Source organism: Herbiconiux sp. (genome assembly GCF_004297105.1).
GTDB lineage: Bacteria > Actinomycetota > Actinomycetes > Actinomycetales > Microbacteriaceae > Herbiconiux.
In genome coordinates this window covers 901302-927454 of record NZ_SCVE01000012.1, presented here as the reverse complement: position 1 = coordinate 927454, position 26153 = coordinate 901302, and the positions used below count along the sequence as shown (strand labels likewise).

Below are 26153 nucleotides of genomic sequence, written 5' to 3'. Positions count from 1 at the left end.
TCAGCCCTCCACGCGCACGGGATTGCGCAGGGTGCCGAGGCCTTCGATCACGGTGCTGAGCACATCGCCCTGACCCAGGTAACGTGGGGGTTTCCGAGCGTGTCCGACACCGCCGGGAGTGCCGCTGGCGATCACGTCGCCCGGGTTCAGGGTAACGATCTGGGAGATGTACGAGACGAGAGTCGCCGGGTCGAACACGAGATCGCTCGTGTTCGAGTGCTGCAGCACCTCGTCGCCGACCTCGGTGCGGATGTCGGTGTCGACACCGTACGCATCCGGGGTCACCAGGTACGGCCCGAACGGCGTGGTGGCCTCGAAGGTCTTGCCCTGGAACCACTCGGGGGTGCGGTACTGGTAGTCGCGCATGGTCACGTCGTTCAGCACCGAGTACCCGGCGATCGCATCCGCGGCCTGCTCGGGGCTCAGGCGACGCGCCGTCGTGCCGATCACCACGGCGAGCTCCGCCTCCCAGTCCACGGCGTGCGAGGCGTACTCGGGCAGCGCGATCTCGTCATAGGGGCCGATCAGGGCCTCGGGGTATTTGGCGAAGAGGGTGGGGAACTCCGGCAGCTCGCGGCCCATCTCGAGGATGTGGTTGCGGTAGTTCAGTCCCACGCAGACGATCTTCGAGGGTGCGGGCACGACAGGCGCCCAGTCCGTGTCGGGGATCCCGGTCAACGGATGAGCGGTGCCCGCCGCCGTCTCGGCGACGGCACGCCAGTCTCCGTTCGCCAGCAGGGCGCCCACGTCGGTGAAGCCATCGATCTCGATGGCGCTGTCGGTGTCGATGCGAACGGCGACGGTGGAGTCGCCGGTGCGGAGGGTTGCGAGTTTCATGCGCTGCTTTCTGGCTCTGGTCGATCTACTGGGCGGAGGGAACGAAGGTGCGCGAGAAGTTGAGCCGATCCATGATCGGCCCGTCGGTGAACCGGAACAGGTCGAACTGCGAGTCGGCGTGCAGCGACCAGGGCACCCAGCTGGGCACCACGAACAGGTCGCCGGTCTCCAGCCGGGTCTCGGTGTCGCCGAGCACCACGGTTCCCGACCCCTCGAAGACCTGCCACACCGCTGAGCCGACCTCGTGCGTCGGGGCCGTCGAGGCGCCGGCCCGGAGGCGGTGGAACTCGCACCGGATGGTCGACATCACATCACCGCCCGTCGTCGGGTTGGTGTAGCGGATGGCCGCGTGGCCCTGCGAGAGGGTGGCCGGGTAGCCCTCGTCTTCGAGCTTCAGCTGTTCGGTGAGGGCGGCATCGGTGTGCTCCCAGCGGTAGGCGCTGAGCGGCGACGAGACCGTGTCCGTCAGCGCGGACATCGGCCGGAGCCCCGGATGCGCCCAGAGCCGCTCGGCGCGCGAGAACTCCGGGGAGGCCTCATCCGTCACCCGCTCGGAACCGAACTCGAAGAACCCCACGTCCATCTGGCTCGAGAATGGGATGTCGAGACCGTCGATCCACGCCATCGGGTTCGCGGTGTCGTTGTGGTGGCCGTGGAAGTTCCAACCCGGCGTGAGCAGCAGATCGCCGCGGCTCATCCGTACCGGGTCGCCGTTCACCACCGTCCACACGCCCTCGCCCTCCACCACGAACCGGAAGGCGTTCTGCGCGTGGCGGTGCTCCGGTGCGGTCTCATGGCCACCGAGATACTGGATGGCGCACCACAGGGTGGGGGTGGCATAGCCGGTGCCCGGCAGGCCCGGGTTGGTCAGGCCGACCGCCCGGCGCTCCCCACCGCGCCCCACCGGCACGAGCTCGCCGGAGCGCTCGGCGATGTCGAACAGCGTCTTCCAGCGCCAGACGTGCGGAACCGCCTGCGGCGCGGGAGTCATCGGCATCAGATCGTCCCGCTGGGTCCACAGCGGCGCCATGTCGTTGGCCGCGAAATCACGGTAGAGCTGCTCGAGTTCTGGAGTGTCGGCCGTGCCGTCCATCTGCTGCATCGCAGGGTCCTCTCATGTCGCGACACCGTCGCCGCATATTCGTCAGTAGGCCAACTATATGAGCGGATGGTTCGTCGGCGCTAGTGGCAGATTCCTCACCCGACCACGCGCGGCGACAGGTCCGCGCCGACGGCACCCACCGAGGCGGTGGCAGCTAGGAGCTGCAGCGCTTCGTCACCGGAAGCCGATTTCACGCGCGAGGCGTTCGATCACCAGGTCGAAGTAGGCGTCGGGGTCGGACACCGAACCCACGAGATGGCCGAAGAGCTCGAACGAGATGGTTCCGAAGACCGTCGTCCAGGCCATGAGCGTGCGCACGATGAGTTCGGCAGGCAGGTCGTCACCCGCGAGCTCGCGAGAGCGCACGAAGCCGATCGCGCCCGCGATCGCACTCTCCGGCGCGGCGGCGAGGTGACCGGCGTCACCGGGCTCGATCGCGCCGACCCGCACACCCTCGGTGACGATCCGCAGGATGACCACGATCACCCGCACCGCGGGTTCGATCGTGGTCTGCGGCGCCGCATATCCCGGCACCGGAGACCCGTACAGCAGCGCGTAGTCGCTCGGGTGGGCGATCGCCCACCGCCGGATCGCCCGGAGAGTCGCCTTCCATCGCGCCGCCACATCGCCTCGCGCCCGCACCGAGGCGTCGGCCGCCTCCGCGGCCCCGCCGAGATCGTCGTAGGCGAGAACCAGCAGCGCCGTGAGCAGCTCGTCACGGCTCGCGAAATACCGGTAGACCGCCGACGACACCATGCCCACGTCGCGGGCGACCGCGCGCAGTGACAGCTCGGCCGGGCCCTGCTCCGCCAGGCGGAGACGCGCCGCGGCGACGATCTCGGCGGTGATCTGGTCGCGAGCGCGCTGCCGGGCGGTGCGCGCGGCGGGGACTTCCGGATGTGACATCCCTCTACTCTGGCCGCTTTCGAGAGCATCGGCAACAAAAGAGAGCACCGCTCTTGCTTTACCCGAACCGCCGTGGCATCCTTCAAACGAGAGCACTGCTCTCCCAACGAGAGGAACCCCATGACCGACCGCCATGTCATCGTCGGAGCAGGCCCCGTCGGCCGCGCCACCGCCACCCTGCTCGCCGAGCGTGGCTCGGAGGTCGTGGTGGCCACCCGCTCGGGAACCGGGCTCGGCCTCCCCGGGGTCACCAGCATCCGGGTCGACGCCGCCGACGCCGAGGCGCTCACGGCAGCCACGGAAGGAGCATCCGCCCTCTACAACTGTGCGAACCCGGGCGACTACACGCAGTGGGAGGCCACCTGGCCGCCGCTCGCCGCCGCCCTGCTGGAGGCCGCCTCGCGCACCGGCGCCACCTACGCCATCACGGGCAACCTCTATCCGTACGGCCCCGTCGACGGGCCGATGACCGAACAACTGCCCGACGCCGCGACCGACCACAAGGGCATCCTGCGGGCGAAGCTCTGGGCCGATGCGCTCGCGGCGCACCGGGCCGGCACCCTGCGCGCGGTCGAGGTCCGCGGCTCCGACTACATGGGTCCGGGCATCGGCGGCAACGGCCACGTCAGCCGCCTGATCCCCGGGGCGCGCGCCGGCCGGCGCGCCTGGGTGCTCACGAACCCCGACGCGCCGCACACCTTCACCGACGTGCAGGATGTCGCCCGCCTGCTGGTCGCGGCGGCCGACGACGAGACGGCCCACGGCCGGGTGTGGCACGTGCCGTCGAACCCGCCCCGCAGCCTGCGCGAGGCGGTCGGCGACGTGCTCGCCGCGGGCGGGCTGCCCGCGATCGCCATGAGCCGCATCCCGGCACCCGTCGTGTCGCTCGGAGCGCTCGTCACGCCGATGCTGCGCGAGCTCGGCGAGCTCTCCTACCAGTGGGAGCGACCCTACGTGCTCGACGACTCCGCCTCCCGGGCGCACTTCGGCATCGAGCCCACGCCGTGGCCGGAGGTCTGCCGCCGCACGCTGTCGTGACCGGCATCCGGCACGGGTCAGACCTCTTCGGCCGCGATCCGCTCGTGGTGGTGGATGACCTCGGCCACGATGAAGTTCAAGAACTTCTCGGCGAACGCCGGGTCGAGGTGCGCCTCTTCGGCGAGCGACCGCAGCCGCTTGATCTGGCGCCCCTCGCGCTCGAGATCGGCCGGCGGCAGCCCGTGCTCGGCCTTCAGGCGACCGACTGTCTGGGTGAACTTGAATCGCTCCGCGAGCATGTGGATGAGCGCCGCATCGATGTTGTCGATCGACTGACGGATGCTCTCGAGCCGCTCATGAACGTCTGCGTTCGAGTCGAAGCCATTTGTCATGCCTACGACTCTAGCGGCCGACCCTCACGGCGCCGCAGCCTCAGCCGCCCCTGCGCCAGGAGGATGCCGAGGAACACCAGCAGGGCACCGACAGGAGCGTTCCAGCTGAGCGTCTCGCCGAGCAGCACGATGCCGAGGAACACACCCACGACCGGTGTGAGGTAGGTGACCGTGGACGTCGCGGTGGGGCCCCAGGCGTTCAGCACGTTCATGTACCAGAAGTAGGCGACGCCCGTTCCGAGCGCACCGAGCAGCACGAGGCTCACCACGATGGGCAGGTCGAGCGAGATGGGCCCGAGGGCCACGAACGGGGTGAGCACGATGAGGATGACGGCCCCCATCCCCACCTGGAGGAACGCGGCGGTGAGCCCTGAGACCGGGTGCCGCGTCGAGATGAAGCGACGGATGTAGCCGAACGTGAACCCGTAGCAGACCGCCGCGCCGAGGCACGCGAGCTGCCCCGCGAGTTCGAGCAGCAGGTCGCCGTGGGCGGCCTGGTTCGCCGCGAACGACCACGGCCCGATGATCACCACCACGCCCAGGATGCCCGCGATGACGCCCATGACCCTCGAGCGGTCGAGCTTCTCGACCCGGAACGCGAGCGTCACCATGAGCGCCGTGGTGATGGGCGTGACGGCGTTGTAGATGCTGGCCAGGCCCGAGGTGACGTACTGCTCGGCCCAGGCGAAGAGCAGGTAGGGGAACGCGCAGCCGAAGGCCCCGATCACCACGAAGTGCAGGTAGACGATGGGTTCGCGCGGCAACCGCGTGCGGGTGACCGCGATCAGCACCGCCAGGGTGAGGGCGCCGAGCACGAGCCGCGTCCACGCGACCTGGCCGAACGAGATGCCATCGAGCGCCACCTTCATGAAGAGGAAGCTCGCACCCCAGACCAAGCCGAGGGCGGCGAACTGGAAGGTGGTGGAGAGGCGGTTCTGCGGCACTCTGCGAGGCTATCGTGCAGGCACGACACCGACGGCCGACGGAGGCCCCGCATCCGGAATTGGCATGATCGGATGCGGGGGCGACCGTTATTCGACGACGTTGACGGTGACCTCGACGTTGCCACGGGTGGCGTTCGAGTAGGGGCAGATGGTGTGGGCCTTGTCGGCCACCTGGCGGGCCTCCTCGGGGGTGACGTTCGGCACGTAGACGTCGAGCTCGACGGCGAGGCCGAAGCCGCCGGCGTCGTTGTTGCCGATCGACACACTGCTCGACACCGCGGCGTCGGTGGTGTCGAGCTTCAACTCGCGGCCGGCCGCGTGCACGGCGCCGAGGAAGCAGGCCGAGTAGCCGGCGGCGAAGAGCTGCTCGGGGTTGGTTCCCTCCCCCGATCCCCCCATCTCCTTGGGCGGGCGGGTGTCGAAGTCGAGGCGGTCGTCTTCGCTGCGGACGTGTCCGTCGCGGCCTCCACCGGAGGCGTGGGCAATGGCGGTGTAGATGGCTTCCATGCTGCTAGTTCACCACTACCGGCCCGTTTGCACCAAGGCGCGCCACCCTCTCCTCCAGTCCGGCACACACGGCGGGCCAGTCGTCGACGATGATCGAGAACACGGCGGAGTCGCGCCACGACCCGTCGGCGCGCGGCACATCGCGCCGGGAGATGCCCTCGAACGTGGCGCCGAGTTTGGCGATGGCCGCCCGCGAGCGGGAGTTGCGCACATCCGCCTGGATCTTGATGCGGCCGAAGCCGTGGTCGAAGGCGTGCGTGAGCAGCAGAAGCTTCGCCTCCGGGTTCACGACGGTTCCCCAGACGCGTGGGTCGTACGCGGTCCAGCCGATGTGCGCGTACTCGAGGGCCGGGTCGAGATCGCCGAGCGTCGTCGTGCCGATGAGGGTGCCGTCATCCGGCCCGCCCGCGATCCTGATCGCGAAGGCCAGCCCGCCCTCCCACTGGTAGTAGGTCTCCGCCCACTCCACGAACTCATCGACTGTGGCCCGGTAGCCCTGCGGTCCCCCGCCGTACCCGCCGGCGAAGACCTCCGGATGCCCGATCACCGCGTGCAACGCAGGAAGCAGTTCGCGCGTGAGCGGCTCGAGGCGGATGAAGCGGCCCTGGATGATTCCGGGTTCGGGGAGCGTCGCGACCATCTGCCGATTCTGGCACCCTCAGCGCACCGGTGTCGCGCTCGGGCTCCGCGATCAGGGGTGTCGAAGCCGCACGAGCGGCAGCCAGATGTCGTCGACGATCTCGAGGATCCTGGCATCCGGGAGCGGTTTCAGGGTCATCACGAGGTCGTGGCGCACCAGGTCGGAAGGCAGCGTCGCGATTCCCGATGGCCAGTTCCGCGCCGGGATCTCGCCCCTCCCGGCCGCCCGCTCGAGCAGCTTCCGGCCGGTGTTCGTGCTCCCCGCGAGAAGCCGGTCCCTCAGCTCCGCGGGCGACAGGCCGGTGTCGGCATGGATGCCCGCCAAGTAGACGCTGATGACCGCCATGAAACCCGAACGGGCCGCGTTGAAGTCTCGCAGGGCCGTCAGGATGTCGCCGCGGAGCGATCCGGTGTCGGGCAGCGCCCGCTTGTCGAACAAGCCACCGTGCTGGAGGGCGGCCAGCACGAGATCGACCTTCGCGGGCCAGCGCCGGTAGAGAACGGGCTTGGACGTGCCGGCCCGGGCAGCCACGCCGTCGTACCCGAACGCGGGATAGCCGACGTCTTCGAGTTCGGCCCAGGCGGCATCGAGCAACGCGGACTCGAGTTCGGCGCCGCGTCGTCGGGTCTTGGTGAGATCCATTTGCGTATCTTATCGCGACATCGTACGGTGGCATTAAGAAACGTCACCGTATCTAAGGACATCATGGACAAGAACCTCACCCGGCTCGCGATCGCCCTGGTCGTCGGCGCGATGGCGCCGCTCTTCGACTCGACGATCGTGAGCGTCGCCCTGCACACCCTCGCCGGCGACCTGAACGCCAGCATCGAGACGATCCAATGGGTGAGCACCGCGTACTTGCTCGCCATGGGCGTCACCGTTCCCTTGGTGGGCTGGCTGCAGAACCGGATCGGGGGAAAGCGGCTCTGGATGGCATCGCTCGTCGTGTTCCTGATCGGCAGCATCCTCTGCTCGCTCGCGTGGGACGCCGGCAGCCTCATCGCGTTCCGCGCCGTGCAGGGCGTGGGCGCCGGCGCCATGATGCCGTTGCTCACCACCCTCCTCATGCAGGCCGCGCACGGGCGCTCCCTCGGCCGCGTCATGGCGGTCGCCTCGTTGCCCACAGCGCTCGGGCCCATCCTCGGGCCGGTGATCGGCGGGCTCATCCTCGGCGCGGGCACCTGGCCCTGGCTGTTCTGGGTGAACGTGCCGTTCGTCGTGGTCGGACTGATCCTGGCGTGGCGATTCATCCCCGCCGATGGCCCCGTCGGCACCGCGAAGCTCGATGTGCTGGGGCTCGCCCTGCTCTCGCCCGCACTGGTCGGCGTGCTCTACGGCCTCAGCAACGCGAGCGGCACCGGCGGCTTCACCCGGTTCGACGTCTGGATGCCCCTCACCACCGGCGCCGTCCTGCTGGTCGCGTTCGCGCTGTGGGCGACCCGAAGCCGACGGCCGGCCCTCGTCGATCTCTCTCTGCTCACACACCGACCCCTCGCCGCGGCCTCCGGCTTGATGTTCCTCATGGGCGCGGCGCTGTACGGCGGCATGCTGCTGCTGCCGTTGTCGTTCCAAGAGCTCCGCGGCACCGACGCACTGGGCGCCGGCCTGCTGCTCATCCCGCAGGGCGTCGGCTCCCTCCTCAGCCGTTCGCTCGCCGGTCGCCTCACCGACCGGGTCGGTGCCCGGATCGTCGCCGTGCTCGGCTTCGCGGTGGTGCTCCTGGCGACCATCCCATTCGCATTCGCGGATGGGCAGACGAGTGTGTGGTGGCTGTCGGCGGTTCTGGTCGTCAGGGGGATCGGGCTCGGGGCCGTGATGATCCCGATCATGGCGGTCGGCTTCGTCGGACTCGAGCGACCGCAGATGCCCCATGCGAGCACGATCACGCGCTTGTCGCAGCAGCTCGGTGGCGCGTTCGGCACCGCCGTTCTCGCGGTCGTGCTGGCCGGGGCCGCAGCGGGAGGCGACCCGGCGGGTGCGTTCCAGCAGGCCTTCTGGTGGGCGATCGGCATCACGGCACTCGCCGCCGTGCTCTCCCCGCTCCTTCCCGGCCGAGCGTCCGGGACGGCGGCGGAACCTCACGCGACCGCGCCGCTCGCAGCCACGACGCCTCGGTGAGCGCCGGCTGAACAGCTGTGCCACGATGGTGCCATGGGCAGTGCCGCCACCTTCTTCCACTCCGCGAACGCGTTCCACGATCTCGTCACCCGAATCGGGGAGGATCAATGGGACGCGGTCGCGCTCGGCGAATGGAGCCTGCGGTCGCTCGTGGGCCACACCACTCGCGCCATCCTCACCGTCGAGAGCTACCTGCTGCTGGATGACCCCGGCTTCGCGAACGTGCAGAACGCCGAGGGGTACTACGCCCGGGTGTATCGCGAGCTCACCGACCCGGCGGCCGTCGCCGCCCGGGGCGTCGAGGCCGGCATCTGGCTCGGTGACGACCCTGCGCAGGCGGTCTTCGACGCGATCGGCCGCACCATGGCACTCGTCGACTCCGCCCCCAAGGAGCGGATCGTGTCGATCGGCGGGCTCGGCATCGAGCTGCCCGAGTACCTCCGCACCCGCACCTTCGAGCTCGTGGTGCACTCACTCGACATCAGCCGCGCCACCGGATTGCCGCACGGCCAGTCGCCCGACGCCGTCTCCGCCACCCTGCAGCTCGCCGCCGGCATCGCCGCGGCGCGCGGTGACGGCGAGACACTGCTGCTGGCGCTCACCGGGCGCGGAGCCCTGCCGGAGCACTACTCCGTGGTGTGAGCGCGCCGAACGCCGCGGTTACTCGAGGAGGTCGTGGCGCGTGACGATGGCGTCGCGGGCCGGGCCCACGCCGATGGCCGAGATGCGCGAGCCGCTCATCTCCTCCAGCGCCAGCACGTAGCGCTGGGCCGCGGCGGGAAGCTCGTCGAAGGTGCGTACGCCGGTGATGTCCTCGGTCCAGCCCTCGAACTCCTCGTAGATGGGCACGGCGTGGTGGAAGTCGGTCTGCGACACCGGCACCTCGTCGACCCGAACGCCGTCGACGTCGTACGCGACGCAGACGGGAATGGTCTTGAGGCCCGTGAGCACGTCGAGCTTCGTGAGCACGAAGTCGGTGACACCGTTGATGCGCGCGGTGTACCGGGCGATCGGCGCGTCGTACCAGCCGGTGCGACGTGGGCGCCCCGTGGTGGTGCCGAACTCGAAGCCCTTCGAGCGCAAGAACTCGCCCGACTCGTCGAACAGCTCGGTGGGGAACGGCCCGGCTCCGACACGGGTCGTGTAGGCCTTCACCACGGCGATCACACGGTCGATGCGGTTCGGCGCCACACCCGATCCGGTGACGGCACCGCCCGAGGTGGCGTTCGACGAGGTGACGAAGGGGTAGGTGCCGTGGTCGATGTCGAGCATCGTGGCCTGGCCGCCCTCGAAGAGCACGGTCTTGCCGTCGCGCAGCGCCTTGTCGAGCACGAGCGAGGTGTCGGCCACCATCGGACGCAGCCGCTCGGCGTACGAGAGGAGGTCGTCGACGACCTCCTCCGCCGCGATGGCCCGGCGGTTGTAGACCTTCACCAGGATGTGGTTCTTGAGGTCGAGCGCACCCTCGACCTTCTGGCGCAGGATGCCCTCGTCGAAGAGGTCTTGGATGCGGATGCCCACCCGGTTGATCTTGTCGGCGTACGCCGGCCCGATACCGCGACCGGTGGTGCCGATCTGGCGCTTGCCGAGGAAGCGCTCGGTGACCTTGTCCATGGTGCGGTGGTAGGCCGTGATGACGTGGGCGTTGGCCGACACGAGCAGTCGCGAGACATCCACTCCCCGCGAGCCGAGCGCCTCGAGCTCGTGGAAGAGCACCTCGACGTCGACCACGACGCCGTTGGCGATGACCGGCGTGACGCCGGGGGTGAGGATGCCCGAGGGCAGCAGGTGCAGGGCGTACTTCTTGTCGCCGACCACCACGGTGTGACCGGCGTTGTTGCCGCCGTTGAACTTGACGACGTAGTCGACACGGCTGCCGAGCAGGTCGGTGGCCTTGCCTTTGCCCTCGTCGCCCCACTGGGCGCCGATCAGCACGATCGCTGGCATGTGGATTCCCTTCACAGGTCCGATGTCAGTGCCCGACGGACGGTGCCGGTTGACAGTCGATTCTACCGCGGCGGCCTCGAGCACCCGATTCCGGGGCGATGATGGAGGGATGGAGAGCAGCATCCGCGAACCCGAGCTCACCGTGACGCTCTATTCGTCGAGCTTCTGCGGTGCCTGCTCCAGCACCCGCGCCACCCTCGAGCGCATCGCTCCGCTGCTCGGCGATCGCGTGGGCTGGCGCGAGATCAACGTGGCCGACGCGCCCGACGAGAGCGAGGCGCTCGGAATCGTCGCCACCCCCACCATCGTCATCACGGCGCCCGACGGAGACGAGCGGATGCGGGCATCCGGCGTTCCGAGCACCGAACAGGTGCTGGCGGCGATCGCCGGCGCCCTCCCCTGAGCCGCTCGGGACGGAGCCGCTCGGATCGGAGCCGCGTCAGCGCGGGAGCAGACCGAACCGGCGCCCGAGCACACGGTCGACCATCCTCGGCGGGAGGAGTGACGGGATCGTCTCGTTGACCAGTTTGCCCTGCACCGGCGCGTAGCGGGTTCGCGGATGTCTCACGGTCAGCGCCCGAGCGATGGTCGTGCCGACGGTCGAAGCGGGGAGCCCCTTGCGGCCGCTCGTGATCATCCAGTCGACGTAGCCGCGGAACGGCTTCTCCCAGATGGTGCCCGTCACCTCCGGGAAGGATTGCGCCTCGGCCTTGTCCCAGATCGATGTCTGCACCGGACCCGGGCCGACCACGATGACGTCGATCCCGACGAGCTGCAACTCTCGACGGAGCGCACCCGACAGGCCTTCGACCGCGTGCTTGGCCGTGACGTACGCCCCGAGAAGAGGGAAGGCTATTCGGCCGCCCACCGATCCCAGGTTGACGATCCGGCCCTTGGCGCCACGGAGCGCCGGATCTCCGCCGAGGAGTGGGAAGAAGGAACGCGTGACCGCGAACATGCCCACCACGTTCACCTCCATCTGTCTGCGGAAGTCCTCGACGGACTGCACCATCAGAGGGTCGGTGTAGGAGCTGCCCGCGTTGTTGACGAGTCCATCGAGGGTCGTGCCGTTCAGGTGCAGGCGCACCTGCTCGACCGCCGCCCGCACGGCCTCCTCATCGGTGACATCGAATGTCAGCGGCGTGAAACGCTCGCTCCCGAACTGCTCGATCGCCTTCGCGGCATCCGACTGCGAACGCACACTTCCGAAGACGTGCCAGCCCTGGGCGAGGAGTTCCGCCGCCGTCGCATTTCCGATTCCGGTCGAGATCCCGGTCACCACAACTGTCTTCATCATTCGCCCTCTCTGCCGGCTCGGATCTCCGAGCCCGAATTACAGTGTCAACCATAAGGTGTGGGCTGTCAACCTATAGGGTTGTGTTGTCAACAAGCGTGGGATGATCCGTTCCGAGGGATGTGCGATGGCCGATACCACCAGGGACCTCTTGGTCACCGCCGCAGCGGATCTGCTGGATCTCGGCGGTCAGACCGCCGTCACGATCCGGGCCGTCGCCGACCGGTGCGGCGTCTCGCACAACGCCCCCTACAAGCACTTCGCAGGACGCCAGGAGCTCCTGGCCGTCGTCGCGCAGCGGGACTTCGAGCAGCTGCGCAGCTGGTTCGAGACGGCGAGCCTGGGCAGCGCCGGCGATGCCCGCACCTCACTCCTCGGCGCTCTCGACCAGCTGATCGAGTACGCCCACGCGCATCCGGCTCGCTACCGCTTGCTGTTCAGCGACCAGAGTCTGACACCGGACGACGCTCTCGTGGGGGCCGCGTTCGCCTCGTTCCAGGCCTTCCGCTTGCTGGTATCCCGGTATCAGCGTGAGGTCGGGCAGGCAGGACTCGACGACACGGAACTCGCCGGCTTGATCTACGCGACCTGCCACGGCGCGATCGACCTGCACCTGGGAGGGCGTGCCGCCGACGCGAAGGGGCTCGTGAGTGTCGAGAACACGATTCGCGTGCTCTTCGAGGCGCTGGAACGGCCTGCGCAGAACCCGTGATCCGAACTCGGCCCGCTACAGCGCCGGGCCGAGCAGCACCGCGAAGAGCCCTACCGCTCCTCCGACGATGAAGAAGAGAGTGCCGAGCTGCATGGTGCGACTCTTGTTGCGGCTCGACGTGGGCACGTCGACCTCGAGGATGGGGCATCCCGACCAGCCGATGAGGCCCACGCTGAGCGCCACGAGCACCGAGCCGATCCACCACACGACCTGCAGGTCGTCGGGCAGCGACGACGGGCGCCAACCCGAGGAGAGCAGCATGCCGAGGGTGATCGCCGTCGAACCGGCGGCCACGGCGAACCAGACAGTTCCGGTTCGCATGATGCGCTGCACGTTCTGCTCGGGTTGCATGAGCGGGTGCAGCTGGTTGGGAATCGTTTCACGCGTCACACCTTCCATTGTGGACCTCCGTCAACTAGTCAGCGCCCTCCCTGCGGAATTCGCGTCGATCCCGCATGGATGCGGCCTTCGCAGCGCATCCCTGGGCTCGGCAGCGCGATAATCGGGGGATGACCTCCGAACTGCAGCCGCACGGGCCGGCCTCTGCCGCTCCCGTCGTCGGAGCGAAGGCGCGTGCCGCGAGCGTGTTCGACGTGGCGCGGCTTGCCGGAGTGTCGCATCAGACCGTCTCCCGCGTGCTCAACGACCATCCGAGCCTCCGGCCGGCCACTCGCCAGAAGGTGCTCGATGCGATGAAGGAGCTGAGCTACCGGCCGAACGCCGCAGCCCGCACCCTCTCGTCCAGCAGGTCGCGCATGATCGGCATCCTCTCGACCTCCACCGGGCAGTACGGCCCGGCGGCCAGCGTCGCAGCCCTCGAGGTGGCCGCCCGCGCGCGCGGGTACAGCGTCACCATCGCCAATGCCGACGGCCTCGACCCGCGATCGGTGCAGGCCGCCATCTCGCACCTCGCGGAGCTCTCGGCCGAGGGCGTGGTGGTGGTCGCGCCGCAGACGCGCGTGCTCGAGGCGCTCTCCGACCTCTCGTTCGGGATGCCGTTCGTCACCCTGCAGGAGCTCGCGACCGACGCGGAGCGGAGCCGGCCGCTCGACCAGGTGGTGGGCGCCAGGATGGCGGTCTCCCACCTCGCGAGCCTCGGCCACCGCCGAATCGGCCACCTCGCGGGCCCGGCCGACTGGCTCGACGCCGCGCAGCGGCTCACGGGCTACACCGACGAGCTGGATGCGCGCGCCATCGACTTCCGGGCCGTGGTCAACGGCGACTGGAGCGCCGCGTCGGGGCACCGGGCGGCGGGAGAGCTGATCGCGCACGGCGTCACCGCGATCTTCGCGGGCAACGACCAGATGGCCCTCGGCGCACTCAAAGCGGCCTCGGAGGCAGACATCGCCGTTCCCGGTGAGCTCAGCATCGTGGGCTTCGACGACGTTCCCGAGGCGGCGTTCTACAGCCCCGCCCTGACCACCGTCAGGCAGGACTTCGCCGAAGCGGGACGTCGCGCCGTCGCCCTCCTGCTCGGCGAGAGCTCCGTGCCCCCCTCCGTCGAGCCCGAACTCGTGGTGCGCAGATCGACGGCGGCGCCGGTCGCCTGAATCACTCGACGACATCGGGTGTGTCGCCTACACTGGGGAGATCATTAATGTGATCGATCACATAGGTAGGCGAAGGAGCCGTGAGGCGTGAACAACAGCGTGACGATGCGCGAGGATGCCCGAACAGCGATCGCGAGCGGGCGAACCTCTCTGGGAATCGAACTGGGCTCGACCCGGATCAAGGCGTGCCTGATCGATTCCGATACCGCCCAGGTGCTCGCCGAGGGCGGCCACGACTGGGAGAACTCCCTCGTCGACGGCGTCTGGACGTATGAGCTCGACGACGCCGTCGCCGGCGTCCGGGCCGCCTACGCCGACCTGGCGAGCGACGCCGAGAACCGGTACGGGGTGACGCCCCGCACGCTCGGCTCGATCGGCGTCTCGGCGATGATGCACGGCTATCTCGCCTTCGACGCCGACGACCAGCTCCTCGTGCCCTTCCGCACCTGGCGCAACACCTCCACCGGTCCGGCGGCCGCCGAGCTCTCGGAGCTGTTCGGGCTCAACATCCCCCTCCGCTGGTCGATCGCCCATCTGCACCAGGCGGTGCTCGACGGGGAGTCGCACGTGCCGAGCATCCGGCACATCACGACCCTGGCCGGCTACCTGCACTGGCGCCTCACCGGCCGCCGGGTGCTCGGCGTCGGCGACGCCTCGGGCATGTTCCCCATCGACTCCCGCACTCACGACTACGACGCCGATCTGCTGGCGCGCTACGACGAGCTGGTGCAACCGTCCGTGCCCGGCCTGGGTCTCGCGGCGCTGCTGCCCGAGGTGCTCGTCGCGGGCCGGAGCGCCGGCGAGCTCACGGCGGATGGCGCCGCACTCCTCGACCCGACGGGCACCGTTCTCCCCGGCATCCCGCTGTGCCCGCCGGAGGGCGACGCCGGAACCGGCATGGTGGCCACCTGCTCGGTCGCACCCCGAACGGGCAACGTCAGCGCCGGAACGAGCATCTTCGCCATGGTGGTGCTGGAGCGTCCGCTCGAGCACACGCACCACGAGCTCGACCTGGTCACCACGCCGGCCGGCGATCCCGTGGCGATGGTGCACTGCAACAACGGCGCGAGCGAGCTCGGCGCCTGGGCCGGCCTGTTCCGCGAGTTCTCCGCCGCCGCCGGCACCCCGATCGACAGCGACACCGTGTTCGATGCGCTCTTCCGGGTCTCGCTCGAGGGGGCAGCGGATGCCGGGGGCGTCCTCGCCTACAACCACCTCGCCGGCGAGCCGATCGCGGGCCTCACGGCCGGCCGGCCGCTCGTGGTGCGGAGCCCCGACAGCCGCTTCACTCTCGCCGACTTCATGCGCGCCCAGCTCTACGGAGTGTTCGGCACGCTGGCTCTCGGCATGCGGGTGCTCGACTCGGAGGGCGTGCGGATCGACCGGATGTTCGCCCACGGCGGCCTGTTCCGCACCGCCGGTGTGGCTCAGCGCTTCCTCGCGGGAGCGCTCGACGCGCCGGTCGCCGTCACCGAGACCGCCTCGGCGGGCGGTGCGTGGGGCATCGCCGTGCTCGGCTCCTACCTCGAGCACGCCGCATCCGGATCCACCCTCGGCGACTTCCTGCGCACCCGGGTCTTCGCCGGCGCCGAGTTCAGCGTCAGCGAGCCCGAGCCGGATGACGTCGCCGGCTTCGCGGCCTACCTCGACCGGTACCGGGCGGGCCTGGCGGTGGAGAGCGCCGCCGTGGACGCCCTCCCCCTCGAGTCGGACACGGCCGCCCCGGTCTTCGATCCCGAGCCCGAACTGAAAGAGGCGATCGAGCGCATCCGCAAGGAGGTCAGCGACCTGCACTCGCAGCTCACCCGCTACGGGCTGGTGCAGTGGACCGGCGGCAACATCTCGGGCCGCGTCCCCGGAGCCGACCTCTTCGTCATCAAGCCGTCGGGCGTCGACTACGACGCCCTCGCGCCGCACAACATGATCCTCTGCGACCTCGACGGCACCGTCGTCCCGGGCACCGAGGGTTCCGACCGGTCGCCCTCCAGCGACACCGCCGCGCACGCCTACGTCTACCGGCAGATGCCCGAGGTGGGCGGCGTGGTGCACACCCACTCGCCGTACGCGGTCGCCTGGGCGGCCCGGGGCGAACCGATCCCCTGCGTCACCACGGCGATGGCGGACGAGTTCGGCGGCGAGGTGCCGATCGGCCCCTTCGCCATCATCGGCGACGACTCGATCGGCCGCGGAATCGTGGAGACCCTCCGCGGCAGCCGGTCGCGTGCCGTGCTGATGAAGAACCACGGCCCGTTCACCGTCGGGAAAGATGCGCGCGACGCCGTGAAGGCCGCCGTGATGGTGGAGGACGTCGCCCGCTCCGTGCTCTTCTCCCTCCAGCTCGGCACCCCTCAGCCGATCGCGCAGGAGAACATCGACTCCCTTTTCAACCGCTACCAGAACGTCTACGGACAAGACCCGACAGGATCCCTGAATTGAGCACACTCAGCACCTCTCTCGACCCTTACGAACTCTGGTTCTTCACGGGGAGCCAGAACCTCTACGGCGAGGAGACACTGCGTCAGGTCGCCGAGCAGTCGCAGCAGATCGTGGCCACGCTGGATGATGCATCCGTCGTACCGGTGAAGATCGTCTGGAAGCCCGTACTGAAAGACAGCGAGTCGATCCGCCGGGCCGCGCTCGACGCGAACGCCGACGACCGGGTCATCGGCATCATCGCGTGGATGCACACCTTCAGCCCCGCCAAGATGTGGATCGCGGGCCTCGACGCGCTCGCCAAGCCGCTGCTGCACCTGCACACGCAGGCGAACGTCGAGCTGCCCTACGCCGACATCGACTTCGACTTCATGAACCTCAACCAGGCCGCGCACGGCGACCGGGAGTTCGGCTACATCCAGACCCGGCTCGGCGTCGCCCGCAAGACCGTGGTGGGCCACGCGAGCAACCCGCTGGTGCAGCAGAAGATCGCCGACTGGGCGCGCGCCGCCGCCGGCTGGCAGGCCGTGAAGACCCTCAAGCTGGCCCGCTTCGGCGACAACATGCGCTACGTGGCCGTGACCGAGGGTGACAAGACCGAGGCCGAGATCCGCTTCGGCGTGCAGGTGAACACCTGGGGTGTGAACGAGCTGGCGGATGCCGTGGCGATCGCCGAGGCGGATGTCGCGGCCGTCGATGCCCTGGTGGCCGAGTACGAGGAGCTCTACGACGTGGCGCCCGAGCTGCGCGCGGGAGGCGAGCGCCACCCGTCACTGCGTGATGGTGCCGCGATCGAGCTCGGACTCCGCTCCTTCCTCGAGGAAGGCGGCTTCGGTGCGTTCACCACGAGCTTCGAAGACCTCGGGGCCTTGAAGCAGCTGCCCGGCCTCGCCGTGCAGCGCCTGATGGCCGAGGGCTACGGCTTCGGCGCGGAGGGCGACTGGAAGACCGCGATCCTGGTGCGGGCCGCGAACGTGATGGGTGCGGGTCTCCCCGGCGGCGCGAGCCTGATGGAGGACTACACCTACGACCTGGTCGAGGGAGCCGAGACCATCCTGGGCGCGCACATGCTCGAGGTGAGCCCGTCACTCACCACGGCCAAGCCCACGCTCGAGATCCACCCCCTCGGCATCGGCGGCAAGGACGACCCGGTGCGTCTGGTGTTCACGGCCGACCCCGGCCCGGCCGTGGTGGTCGCGATGAGCGACATGCGCGACCGGTTCCGCCTCGTGGCCAACGTGGTGGAGGTCGTCGAGCCGCGCGCCGCGCTTCCGAACCTCCCGGTGGGCCGGGCCGTCTGGCGGCCTGCTCCCGACTTCGCGACCTCGGCCGCGGCGTGGCTGACCGCGGGCGCCGCGCACCACACCGTCATGTCGACCGCGGTGGGCATCGAGGTGTTCGAGGACTTCGCGGCCATCGCCAAGGCCGAGCTGCTCACCATCGACGAGACCACCACGCTGAAGGGTTTCGCGAACGAGGTGCGCTGGAACCAGGCGTACTACCGTCTCGCGCAGGGCTTCTGACTCAGCTGCCTCGACGGCCGCGAGGCGCACTGGCTGAGATGGACGCGCCGGCCGCGGTCACCCCATGCGGGTTCGCCGTCGTGCGATGACCAGCACGAGTCCGGTGATGGCGAGCAGCAGTCCCCCGGCCAGGAACCCGGCAGCGCCGGACCCGGTCTGGCCGAGCCTGCCGTCGGTGTTCGCGGAGTCCGTGCCGCCGCCCGACGTTCCCGTACTACCGGGCTTGTCGGGCGTGGTTGGAGTCGGAGGAGTCGTTGGCGGCGTGCCGGGTTCGACCGCGTCGCCCTCGACGATCACGCGCACCTGCACCGCCGCGTTCTCGGGGGCGAGCTCCTCGTCGGCCGTCATCGCGAAGACGGGCAGGCCGTCGCTCGTGAAGTGCACCAGCGCGGCGCGAGCGTGCCTGCGAGGATCGAACAGTCCGGCATCCGTCGCCTCGCCCGGGTTCGACGAGTCGTTCACGGTGCGCGAGTGGTACACGATCACGGGGTTGCCGTATTCGTCGACGGTGAACGAGTTGTGACCGGGGCCGACCTGTCCGGGAACGTCGGCGCTGGTCAGCAGCGGGTAGGCGTTCTTGGTCCACGACGCCGGGTCGAGCAGGTCGGCGGCCGAGTCCGCGGTGAGCAGGCCCACGCAGTACTTGTCGTCGACCGACGACGCCGAGAAGGCGATCATGATCGTGCCGTCTCTCTTGATCACGGCCGGGCCCTCGTCGATCGCCTGGTCGCCGTTCTTCTCCCACGCCAGGGTCGGCGTCGAGAGCAGGAACGACGGCGAGATGAGCTGGTTCGGGTTCACCGGGTCGGTCTCGGCCATGCGCAGCGTCGATCCGCCCGCGCCGGTCTCCGCCCACACCACGTAGTGCCGGCCATCCGACTCGAAGTGCGTCATGTCGAGCGAGAAGTGCGTGAACGACTCGGTGTCGCCGGGGGCCGCCTTGACCTGGCCGAGGCTCGTCCAGTTCGCCGGGTCGAGGGCGGCGGCGCCGCCGAACTCCTCACCCGTGAACTTCAGCATGGCGGGCCGGATGTCCCAGACCCCGTTTCTGGCGGCCGTGAACAGGATGTACCAGTCGTCGCCGATCTTCTCGAGCTCGGGAGCCCAGATGAATCGGTTGAGCGTGGGATCGGTGTTCTCGTGCCAGATCGTGGTCTCGGGCGCGGTCTTCAGACCCTGGATCGTCTCCGCCCGGCGCAGCACGATCCTGTCGTAGCCGTCGGGGTCGTTCTCGCGGGTCATCGGGTAGGAGCCGGTGAAGTAGTACCAGCCGTCGTCGCCGAGGGTGACGTCGGGGTCGGCCCGGCGCTCGACGAGCGGGTCGGGGAACGTCGGCCGCGTCACGGTTCCGTCGACCGTGTAGGTGCCCGGCGCTGCGGAGTCGAGGGCCGCGAGATCGTCGGCATCCCATTCGACGGGCATCGACGAGGTGTCGCCGCTCGAGTACTCGACCGTCGCGGTCTCGGGCAGCACCGGGGTCTCGCCCTCGTCGACCGTCACGTCGCCGAACGACTGGACGCCGGTGTTCACGACTCGGCTGAACTTCCGCACGATGCGCGCGTACTCCGCGTCGGTCACCCCGATGCTGGATGCGCCGGATGCTCCGGCCGGGTAGTCACCGGTCTCGGCGGGCGTGGCGTCCGCGCCGGCGTCGGCCACCGGCGCGCTGAACGCCGCGAAGTCGACCGTGGTCACCTCGAAGCGCACCCCGCCCTGGCCGGTGTAGGCCACGCGATAGGCGCCGATGCCGTTGTCGTACCGGGCGGCAACCGCCGTCGCGGTCACTCCGCCGGGCACGAACGACACCAGTCGCTCGTTCGTGAACGAGGTGAGGTCTGCCGAGTCGTAGACGTACAGCTTCGAGCCCGAACCGTTCTCGATCGAGACGAGACGGAAGGTCCCGTCCGGTGCGCGCAGGGCGACGGGAGGCCCGAACTTCGCCGAGCCGAGAGACGGGTAGAGCACTCCGCGCCCGTTGTTCAGGGCCTCGAAGTCACCACCGGCAGCCGGCGACGACGACGCGGCGAGGTGCAGCACATCGGTTCGCGTGGTGTCGCCGTCGACGATGTACGAGCCGATCCGGCCGGCATCCGCGGCCAGCACGGTGACGGTGAAGTCGCGGGTCGCGGTCTGGCCGTCGAGGCCGAACGTCGCCGTGAGGGTCACCTGCTTCTCGGCGGCCGGCCGGGTGACCGAGCCGTCGTTCGCGATCGTGCCCGCATCCGATGAGGCCCAGGCCACGGTCACGTCGCCGATCGCCGTGCGCAGCACGAGGTCGTCGGTGACGTGGCTGATCGCGAGGTCGTAGCCGTCGACGGCCACCTGCAGGTTGTTCTGCGGGGTGTCTGCGAGCACGGTGACCTCGAAGACGCGCGTGGTGGTGCGGCCGGCCAGCTCGAGCGTGGCCGTGAGGGTGACAAGCACGTCGCCGCCCGTGGTGGGCCGCGTCACCGTGCCGTCGTTCGCGATGACATCCGGGCGATCGGATGCCCAGGCGACGGTCGACCCGTTGGCTCCCGTCGTGACGAGATCGCGGTCGGTGGTGACGGCTCCCGAGCCGGGCGCGAGCGCATCGGCGTCGGCCGCGAGCGCTGCCTGCACCGTGGCCTCGTCGGCCCAGGAGTAGTACTCACCCGCGATCTCCGCGTCGCCGAGGGCAGACGTCCACACCTTCACGTCGCGCACGCCGCCCTTGTAGAGCTCGTCGGCGTACGACGACTTGCCGATGTACGACACGAGGTTCGAGCCGAACTGGCTGACCGTCCGGGTGGTCGGCACCGAGCCGATCTTCTTGCCGTCGAAGTAGCCGGTGATGCGCGTGGGCTCGATGACCGTGGTGTAGAGGCCCCAGGCGCTGGATGTCGCCGGTCCGGCGATACCGTTGGCCGCGTTGGTCGGCGAGATGCCCACCTCGGAGGTCCACGGGGAACCCGAGGTGGCGCTGCCCGTGATCACCGACTTGAACAGGCCGCCCGGGTTCTTCGGGTTCAGCAGCCAGTACTGCGACGGCGGGTTGTTCGCCGATCCGAAGAACATGGCCGCGTAGTTGCCCGAGGCCTTGTCGTTGCGCAGCCACGTCGAGATCGTGAGCGTGTCGCGCCCGTCGAAGAGGCCGGTGGGCAGCTCCACGTAGGCGGCGTTGCTGCCGCTCCCCCCTCCCGGGAGGGTGAGCTCGGCGCCCGTGACAGTGGCGCCCGTTCCTTTGATGACGCCGTCGTGTGCATGCGGCGACTGATCGGGCACGGTCGTGCCTGTCACCGCGCTGAAGTCGTAGTGCAGAAGCAGGTCGCTGTCGGTCGGTTCGGCGGATGCCTGCGGCGCGACGAGCAGGGTACTGAAGGCCACCGCGAACGCGGAGAGCATGGCGAGACGTTTTCTCACAGGGAACTCACTTCGGTGTGGGTTGTTCGATGGTTTCGGTGATCGGCGGGTGGTCTCGATACGCGTCGGCCGCGGCGTTCCCTGAGCTCGTCGAAGGGCGGCCGCGGCTACTCGACCAGCGCAGAGCTTGCGCTGGTCGAGTAGCCCGAGATCACACCGATCGGCGACGGCGCATGACCAGCAGCAGTCCCGCGGCGAGCAGCGCTGCCCCGCCGACGAGCGACCAGCCGATGGTCAGACCGGTGCTGGCGAGAGGGTCGGCTCCGGGGACGGCCCCGCCGGTGCCTGCGGCCGCCTTCACGGTCACCGCGACCTCGGCCACGTCATCCGAATCGGCACTGGCCGCCCGCAGGGTGTGGGCGCCCGCGGTGACGGAGGTCGGCACGGTGAGCGTCACGGTGAAGGCGCCGGCGGAGTCCGTCTGCACGGTTCCGAGCGCTGTCGGAGTCGAGAAGAGCGTGAAGTCGATCCGCTCTTCCGCACCGAACCCGCTTCCGCGAACCGTGAACGACTGGCCCGCGGTCAGCGTGGTCGTCTCCAGCAGCAGCTGGGGAGAGTCCGGGTCGACCGTGCCCCCACCGGCGGCGAGCACCGGCCCGACCGAGGCCACTGCCGAGGCAGGATCCCAGTACGGCTTCTCGGCCGTCACCGACGCGCTGACCGTGGCACCGACATCCGCTGCGGTGAGCAGGTAGCTCGCCCCCGTGGCGCCCTCGATGTCCTCGCCGTCACGACTCCACTGAATGGAGCTCGCCGTCCAGGGCTCGGGCACCGACGCGGTCAGCGTCTCCTTCTCGCGAGCAGCTCCCGCGATGGTCACCGTCAGCGGTTGCGGGTCGACGATGGACTGGGCCTCGACGCTGGTGAGAGTCGGCGTCACGGTGTTCATGAGGCCGGTCTCCGCATCGAACGTCAGCCGGTCGATCGTGGTCTCCCGGTGCTGGCCGTCACCACCCGGCATCGCGAAGCGGTGGTACACGATGTACCAGTCGTCGGTGCCGGGCACGTTCAGGATCGAGCTGTGACCGGTGCCGAGGATGCCGAGCGACTCGTCCTTCTGCAGGATGACCCCGCGGTAGGTCCACGGGCCGTCGACGCTGGTGGCGGTCGCGTAGCCCACGCGGTAGTTCGGTGATCCGGTGTCATCGATCGAGTACGTCAGGTGGTAGAGCCCGTCGCGGTAGTTCACGAAGGCGCCCTCGCGGAAGTCGGTCAGACCGTCGATCCGCTTCACCGTGTCCTGCTTGATCGACAGCATGTCGTCGGAGAGCTCCGCGTAGACAGGCGTTCCGTTGCCCCAGAAGAGATAGCTCTTCCCGGTCGCCGGGTCGGTGAACGTCGCCGGGTCGATCGCCTGCCCCGAGGTGACGGCCTCGTTGTTGAGGATCATCGCCTCGGACTGTGCCGTGAACGGGCCAGCGGGGCTGTCGGCCACCGCGACACCGATAGTCTTGCGATCCACCGACGGGTTGTGGCCGCTGAAGTAGAAGTAGAACTTCCCGTTCTTCTCCGTGATGGTCGGCGCCCACGCGTTGCCGGTGGCCCAGGGCACGTTCCCGGCGTCGCCGTCGAGCGTGAGGATGGGATCCGCCGAGCGGGTCCAGTCCACGAGGTTCTTCGACGACCAGACGTAGAACGTCTTGCCACCCCAGCCGGGGAAGCCATCACTGGTGGCGTAGATGTAATAGGTGTCACCCCAGGCGAAGACGTTGGGGTCGGCGTACAGACCGGGGATGATCGGGCTCTTCATCTCGACCGCCCGCAGCGTCCACGTCACCGGGTCGCCCCCGGCGGACGTGAGCGTCACCGTCTTCGGCTCGCGGAGGTCGACCGTGGTTCCGGATGCCGGGCTCGCCGACACCCCCGCTGCCGTCGAGTACACCGGTGTCAGAGCGGAGAGGTCGGTTCCCGGCTTCACCGCGAACGTCACCTCGTGCGTCTGGCTGTTCACGATCGGCGCGATCTTCAGAACGTCCTCCTGCAGGCTCACATCCGCCAGAGCCGACGTGTTGCCGGAGGCGCCCAGCACCTCGGTCGCCGACAGGGCGCGGTTGTAGATCGCGAACTCACGGTAGCGGCCCTTGAACAGCTTGTCCGAGGTGTAGTTCGACGCCCCCAGGTGGTTGGCAGTGGTGTAGCCGCCGCCGATGTCACCCGGGTCGCTGGTGACGGTGCCGCTCGCGACGGCGAGGCCGTCGAGATAGATCGTCGCCGTGGTGTCGGCGAGCGTGTAGGTGAGGTGCGCCCAGCGCCCCCGCGGCAGATCGGATCCCTGCGACACAGTCTGCTCGGTCGTCCAGTTCCCGGTCGCGAGGCTCGTGCGGTACTGGTTGCCCGTGCTGAACAGGTACCCGTTCCCCGCTCCCGACACCGTGTTGCCGAGGCCGTAGAGGAAGTACGGGGTGCCCTGCGACGGGTCGATCCAGACATCCGCCTCGATGGTCACGTCCGTGACGCCGGCGAGCACGTTGTCGGGCAGGGCGACGGAGTCGTTGGATCCGTCGAAGACGAGGGAGTCACCGTCCCACGCGGCACCGCCCGAGATCATCGCATCCTGACCGTTGCCGGACACGTCGTGCACGACACTGCCCGACCCGTCCTCGAAGTCGTAGCGGAGGATCTCGCCGTCGGCGTTCACCGGGGCCGGAGCCGGGCCGGCACCGAGGGAGTCGTTGAGCGACTCGAGCTCGGCGGCGGTCACGGGGAGCACCGTTCCGTGGCGGGGGCTGGCCGGCAGGTCGTAGCCGGCCGAGACCTTCCAGTCGGGGTTGGCGATGTCGCCGGTCTCGAGCGGGATGTAACCGCGCCCGCCGTACTCGTCGACGAACAGGTAGAACTTCTCGCCGTTGATGTCACCGGGGTTGGCCTTGAAGGCGGTCGGGCCCTCCACGGCGCTGGTGCCGGCATCGCGGCCGATGCAGCTGTCGATCTGGGTCCACGACGGGAGGGTGGCTCGCAGGTCGGTCGACGACTCCTGGATGATGTCGGCGCATCCGGTGTTCGCGCCCTCGTCTTTCGTGAAGCGGTAGTAGACGCCGTCTTCCTTGAGCACGGTCGAGTCGATGCGCGACACCCCCTGGTCCTGCCAGACCTGGGGCTCGCTGAAGGAGACGAAGTCGCGCGTGGTGGCGTACATCATGCGGTGGTAGGTGTTGCCCGTGTGGCCGGGGTCGTCGTCTCCGTAGAGGGCGGATGCCCAGAACACAACGTAGGCACCGATGGTGTCGTCGTAGTAGGCCTCGGGCGCCCAGGTCATGCCGGCGTTGTCCGGTGCCACCTTGATGTGGCGCTGCGCCGACCAGGTCTTGAGGTCGTGCGACTCCCACACCTCGATGTACTTGCTGCCCTGGCGCACGGAGTCACCCCACGACGTTCCGCTGCCGATCGAGAGGTCGGTGGCGATGAGGTAGAACGTGTCGCCCTCGGGCGACCGGATGAGGAACGGGTCGCGCAGACCCTTCGTGCCCTCGGTCGAGCGTAGCACCGGCTGACCGCCGTTCAGCTCGTTCCAGTCGAGCGCGTTGTTGCCCTCGCTCGCGGCGAAGTAGATGTTCTCGCCCTCGAGCGAGTTGCCCGTGAAGTAGGCGAAGGCATAGCCCTCGTACTCGGCGGGCGCCACGGCGGCCTTGACGGCCGCATCGAACGTGCGGGTGGCCGAAGCCGTGCCCTTGGTGAGGGTGGCCGTGAGCTGGATGGTCGTGTCGGCGTTCGGCCGCGTCACGACACCGTCGATGCCGATCACCGCGGGATCCGATGACGACCAGGCGATGTCGATCCCCGCCGGAGCGCCGGGCAGGGTGATGTTGCCTCGCACGTCGTCGAGGTTCGCGACGGCGAGGTCGGCGGCGGCGGCCTCCACGTCGCCCTGGTCGTCGCGGAGGGCGACGACGGTGGCCGTGAACGAGCGGGTCTCACTCGACCCGCCTCGCGAGATCGTGGCGGTCAGGAGCACCGAGGCGTTGCCGGAGCCGGCCGCGGGGCGGGTCACCGCACCCGTCGTCGAGATGGTCGAGGGCGCATCCGAGGCCCAGCTGATCGTCGAGCCGTTGACACCCGTGGTCGGCAGGGCGAGGTTCGCCTGCACCGCCGAGAGGTCGCCGAGATCGAGCTGCGCGGCGTCGCGCTGAACCCGGGTGGCGTCGTCGGCGGAGAGGGCGGCGACCTGCGTGGCATCGAGGGCGGCGCCGTAGATGCGGAAGTCGCGCACGCTGCCGGCGAGCAACCGGTCGCTGGCGTAGTTGGACTTGCCGATGGCGTTGTCGGTGGTGACGCCGCCGCCGAGGTCCTTGGGCTTCACCGTCACACCGGTGCGCTCGGCGACCTGGACGCCGTCGAGGTAGAGACGCGCGGTGTCCGACGCGTCGTCGAGCGTGTAGGTGACCGTCTTCCACACTCCGCGCGCGAGGTCGGCGCCGGAGTTCATCCCCTGCTCGCCGCTCCAGTTGCCCGTCGTGATCGCGGCCCGGTACGAGTTGCCCGTCGCGAAGAGGTAGCCCGAGCCGGAGTTGCTCGTGGCCGGGTTGCCGAGGCCGAAGATGAAGTAGGGCGACGCCTGCTCCGACCGGATCAGCACCTCGGTGCTCACCGTCACGGAGTCGAGGCCGGCGAGCACGTCGTTCGGCAGCTTCACGTAGTCGTCGACGCCGTCGAGCCGCACACCGGATGCGCCGCCCAACGCGGGCGAGCCCACGAAGGTCGCGTCGTGGCCGTTGCCCGAGCTGTCGACCGCCGTGGTTCCGCTGGTCTCGTCGAGCGCGTAGTGCAGCACCAGCGGATCGTCGGCCGCCGCCGCGGCCGGCGCGGTGCCGAGCAGCGGCACCGCGAGCGCGAGCGTGGCCATCGCCACCACAGGGCGGATGAGGGCATGCGTCATTGCAGTTCTCCCGTTT

21 protein-coding genes and 1 pseudogene are annotated in these 26153 nt (G+C 69.3%); 9 read left to right on the top strand and 13 right to left on the bottom strand.

Annotation, left to right across the window (positions count from 1 at the left end):
• The 3 genes from EPO52_RS10775 to EPO52_RS10765 all read right to left on the bottom strand — a co-directional run bounded on the left by EPO52_RS10775 (position 1) and on the right by EPO52_RS10765 (position 2845).
• Entirely contained in the window at positions 1-837 is an 837-nt protein-coding gene (locus EPO52_RS10775; RefSeq protein ID WP_290805893.1) for a fumarylacetoacetate hydrolase family protein, read from the bottom strand.
• Positions 838-862: 25 nt separating this feature from the next.
• Positions 863-1939, bottom strand: a complete 1077-nt coding sequence (locus EPO52_RS10770; RefSeq protein WP_290805890.1) for a cupin domain-containing protein — start codon at positions 1937-1939, stop codon at positions 863-865.
• Between the two features lie 174 nt (positions 1940-2113).
• Positions 2114-2845 (bottom strand): TetR/AcrR family transcriptional regulator, encoded by a 732-nt coding sequence (locus EPO52_RS10765; RefSeq protein ID WP_290805887.1) that lies wholly within the window; start codon positions 2843-2845, stop codon positions 2114-2116.
• Between the two features lie 120 nt (positions 2846-2965).
• On the opposite strand from EPO52_RS10765, the gene EPO52_RS10760 reads away from it, so the two are divergent.
• The gene (locus EPO52_RS10760) at positions 2966-3883 is read left to right on the top strand and encodes an NAD-dependent epimerase/dehydratase family protein (protein ID WP_290805884.1); all 918 of its coding nucleotides are present in this window, start codon (positions 2966-2968) and stop codon (positions 3881-3883) included.
• Between the two features lie 17 nt (positions 3884-3900).
• Here the strand turns inward: EPO52_RS10760 and EPO52_RS10755 are convergent, their stop codons facing one another.
• The 5 genes from EPO52_RS10755 to EPO52_RS10735 all read right to left on the bottom strand — a co-directional run bounded on the left by EPO52_RS10755 (position 3901) and on the right by EPO52_RS10735 (position 6948).
• Positions 3901-4215 (bottom strand): chorismate mutase, encoded by a 315-nt coding sequence (locus EPO52_RS10755; protein ID WP_290805881.1) that lies wholly within the window; start codon positions 4213-4215, stop codon positions 3901-3903.
• A gap of 2 nt (positions 4216-4217) precedes the next feature.
• The gene (locus EPO52_RS10750) at positions 4218-5159 is read right to left on the bottom strand and encodes a DMT family transporter (RefSeq protein WP_290805879.1); all 942 of its coding nucleotides are present in this window, start codon (positions 5157-5159) and stop codon (positions 4218-4220) included.
• 87 nt (positions 5160-5246) lie between these two features.
• On the bottom strand, positions 5247-5666 hold the full coding sequence (locus EPO52_RS10745; RefSeq protein WP_290805877.1) for an organic hydroperoxide resistance protein: 420 nt from the start codon (positions 5664-5666) through the stop codon (positions 5247-5249).
• A 4-nt stretch (positions 5667-5670) separates the two neighbouring features.
• The gene (locus tag EPO52_RS10740; protein WP_290805874.1) at positions 5671-6306 is read right to left on the bottom strand and encodes a GNAT family protein; all 636 of its coding nucleotides are present in this window, start codon (positions 6304-6306) and stop codon (positions 5671-5673) included.
• 51 nt (positions 6307-6357) lie between these two features.
• Positions 6358-6948 (bottom strand): TetR/AcrR family transcriptional regulator, encoded by a 591-nt coding sequence (locus EPO52_RS10735; protein WP_290805871.1) that lies wholly within the window; start codon positions 6946-6948, stop codon positions 6358-6360.
• Positions 6949-6975: 27 nt separating this feature from the next.
• On the opposite strand from EPO52_RS10735, the gene EPO52_RS10730 reads away from it, so the two are divergent.
• On the top strand, positions 6976-8424 hold the full coding sequence (locus tag EPO52_RS10730; RefSeq protein ID WP_290805868.1) for a DHA2 family efflux MFS transporter permease subunit: 1449 nt from the start codon (positions 6976-6978) through the stop codon (positions 8422-8424).
• A gap of 33 nt (positions 8425-8457) precedes the next feature.
• Positions 8458-9066, top strand: coding sequence for a maleylpyruvate isomerase family mycothiol-dependent enzyme (locus tag EPO52_RS10725; RefSeq protein WP_290805865.1), 609 nt, complete (start codon positions 8458-8460; stop codon positions 9064-9066).
• Positions 9067-9084: 18 nt separating this feature from the next.
• On the opposite strand, the gene EPO52_RS10720 is transcribed toward EPO52_RS10725, so the two are convergent.
• On the bottom strand, positions 9085-10371 hold the full coding sequence (locus tag EPO52_RS10720) for an adenylosuccinate synthase (RefSeq protein ID WP_290805862.1): 1287 nt from the start codon (positions 10369-10371) through the stop codon (positions 9085-9087).
• Positions 10372-10480: 109 nt separating this feature from the next.
• Between EPO52_RS10720 and EPO52_RS10715 the strand changes: the two genes are divergently transcribed.
• A complete protein-coding gene (locus EPO52_RS10715) occupies positions 10481-10774 on the top strand; it encodes a thioredoxin domain-containing protein (protein WP_290805860.1) in 294 nt (97 codons plus the stop codon).
• A gap of 36 nt (positions 10775-10810) precedes the next feature.
• Here the strand turns inward: EPO52_RS10715 and EPO52_RS10710 are convergent, their stop codons facing one another.
• Positions 10811-11668 (bottom strand): SDR family NAD(P)-dependent oxidoreductase, encoded by an 858-nt coding sequence (locus EPO52_RS10710; protein WP_290805858.1) that lies wholly within the window; start codon positions 11666-11668, stop codon positions 10811-10813.
• Between the two features lie 124 nt (positions 11669-11792).
• Here EPO52_RS10710 and EPO52_RS10705 point away from each other — a divergent pair, with 124 nt between their 5' ends.
• Positions 11793-12377 carry a TetR/AcrR family transcriptional regulator gene (locus tag EPO52_RS10705; protein ID WP_290805856.1) on the top strand — a complete coding sequence of 195 codons (585 nt, stop codon included), beginning with the start codon at positions 11793-11795 and terminating at the stop codon, positions 12375-12377.
• Positions 12378-12392: 15 nt separating this feature from the next.
• Here EPO52_RS10705 and EPO52_RS10700 read toward each other — a convergent pair whose 3' ends face one another.
• Positions 12393-12767 (bottom strand): hypothetical protein, encoded by a 375-nt coding sequence (locus tag EPO52_RS10700; RefSeq protein WP_290805854.1) that lies wholly within the window; start codon positions 12765-12767, stop codon positions 12393-12395.
• A 119-nt stretch (positions 12768-12886) separates the two neighbouring features.
• Between EPO52_RS10700 and EPO52_RS10695 the strand changes: the two genes are divergently transcribed.
• The 4 genes and pseudogenes from EPO52_RS10695 to araA all read left to right on the top strand — a co-directional run bounded on the left by EPO52_RS10695 (position 12887) and on the right by araA (position 17883).
• Complete coding sequence (locus tag EPO52_RS10695; RefSeq protein WP_290805852.1) at positions 12887-13927, top strand: LacI family DNA-binding transcriptional regulator; 1041 nt, start codon at positions 12887-12889, stop codon at positions 13925-13927.
• 105 nt (positions 13928-14032) lie between these two features.
• Positions 14033-15625: pseudogene (locus EPO52_RS10690) on the top strand (FGGY-family carbohydrate kinase); the annotation flags it as partial.
• A gap of 48 nt (positions 15626-15673) precedes the next feature.
• On the top strand, positions 15674-16363 hold the full coding sequence (locus EPO52_RS10685; protein WP_290806197.1) for an L-ribulose-5-phosphate 4-epimerase: 690 nt from the start codon (positions 15674-15676) through the stop codon (positions 16361-16363).
• The gene (gene araA, locus EPO52_RS10680) at positions 16360-17883 is read left to right on the top strand and encodes an L-arabinose isomerase (RefSeq protein ID WP_290805850.1); all 1524 of its coding nucleotides are present in this window, start codon (positions 16360-16362) and stop codon (positions 17881-17883) included. Before EPO52_RS10685 ends, araA begins: the two co-directional genes overlap by 4 nt.
• A 57-nt stretch (positions 17884-17940) precedes the next feature.
• Here araA and EPO52_RS10675 read toward each other — a convergent pair whose 3' ends face one another.
• A complete protein-coding gene (locus EPO52_RS10675) occupies positions 17941-21264 on the bottom strand; it encodes an immunoglobulin-like domain-containing protein (protein WP_290805848.1) in 3324 nt (1107 codons plus the stop codon).
• A gap of 151 nt (positions 21265-21415) precedes the next feature.
• On the bottom strand, positions 21416-26137 hold the full coding sequence (locus EPO52_RS10670; RefSeq protein ID WP_290805846.1) for a family 43 glycosylhydrolase: 4722 nt from the start codon (positions 26135-26137) through the stop codon (positions 21416-21418).
• Positions 26138-26153: the final 16 nt, after the last annotated feature.